We start from the raw sequence: 1,427 nt of genomic DNA, 5'->3' as shown, positions 1-1,427 counted from the left end.
GGCGTAATGCCGATCAGTTAAGACAAAAATGATCGGTTGAATGATCCGGCAGTTCTGCAAAAATCCGTAATCTCTCAGGGATTACGGATTTTTTTATGCTTCTCAGTCAGGCTCTCGATATCGTTCATCACTTTACGCCTCAGGAATTCTCGACGCTTTCTGATCTCCTTTCTCCTGAGCTCATTGATGAGTGTCTTGCTGATACCGGCACAGTGACGTTACGAAAGCGCCGGTTATCGATGGAAATGATGGTCTGGGCTGTGACCGGCATGGCACTTTTTCGCTCCCATTCGATGACCCAGCTCATCTCACACCTGGATATCCTTCTGCCGGGGAAAAGGCCTTTTGTTGCGCCCAGCGCGGTTGTGCAGGCCCGGCAGCGATTTGGAGAAGATGTTATCCGGTTAATGTTTGAGAAAACGCAGCGCCTCTGGTTTGAAAAGACACCGCTGTCGCACTGGAACGGACTGACGCTGATGGCGGTGGATGGCACCGTATGGCGCACCCCTGACACACCAGAGAATGATGCCGCCTTCGGGCGAACGGCCAATATTAATAAGAGCTCTGAGTGGCCGCAGGTGCGTATGGTCTGTCAGATGGAAGTCACCAGCCATCTGTTGTCAGCAGTAGCGTTCGACAGCGTCTCAGCTGCCGGCGAAGCCGAACTTGCCGCTCAGCTTATCCCACAGACCCCCGACCACTCTCTGACCCTCTTTGATAAAGGTTTTTATGCGCTGGGTCTGCTGCACGCCTGGCAGTCGGCGGGAACGGAAAGACACTGGATGTTGCCGCTGCGCAAAGGGGCACAGTACCGTGTTGTCCGTAGCTTAGGGGCCGGTCAGGAGTTGGTGGAATTACAGCTGTCGCCGCAGGCGAAGAAAAAATGGCAGGGTGCTGCAGACACACTGACGGCAAGGCTTATCAGCAAAGAACTCAACGGAAAAACGGTTCAAATCCTGACATCGATGTGCGATCCGCTGAGATACCCGAAAGCGGATGTTGTGGATTTATACAGCCATCGCTGGGAAATAGAGCACGGCTTCCGCGAGATGAAACAGCACCTGCTGAATAATGAGCTGACGCTGAGAAGCAAAAAGCCAGAACTTGTGCGTCAGGAGCTGTGGGGTGTGGTCCTGGCCTATAACCTTCTGAGGTTCATGATGGCGCAGATGGCGTACAGCCTGAAAGGCGTGGAACCTTATCAGATGAGTTTTAAGCAGTCCGCACTGTATCTGAGAAGTCATCTGAGCCTGCTACCGGGCATCTCAGGGGGAAAAATACCGCGGATAATGGAAGAGATAATGGCGATGGCGCCAGGGCTGGTGCTGCCGGAAAGAAGAGTGCGGCATTACCCAAGGGCGGTAAAAAAGAAGCCGCAACGTTATCCGCTGCGGCCTCCATTAAGATCTTAACTGACAAGCATTACG

Annotated in this window: 1 protein-coding gene; it reads left to right on the top strand. The window is 53.1% G+C overall.

The window, feature by feature from the left end:
* The first annotated feature begins 95 nt into the window (after nucleotides 1-95).
* Nucleotides 96-1,412 (top strand): IS4 family transposase, encoded by a 1,317-nt coding sequence (locus tag QMZ65_RS25130; RefSeq protein WP_283216942.1) that lies wholly within the window; start codon nucleotides 96-98, stop codon nucleotides 1,410-1,412.
* Nucleotides 1,413-1,427 lie beyond the last annotated feature (15 nt).

Source organism: Pantoea sp. EABMAA-21, from assembly GCF_030053335.1.
Lineage (GTDB): Bacteria > Pseudomonadota > Gammaproteobacteria > Enterobacterales > Enterobacteriaceae > Pantoea > Pantoea communis.
Note: the sequence above shows the minus strand (reverse complement) of the source record. Positions and strands in the feature narration are given on the sequence as shown.

Excerpts from the sequence above, each read along its gene's own strand:
- QMZ65_RS25130 (WP_283216942.1), top strand. The coding sequence starts at position 96 with ATGCTTCTCAGTCAGGCTCTCGATATCGTTCATCACTTTACGCCTCAG.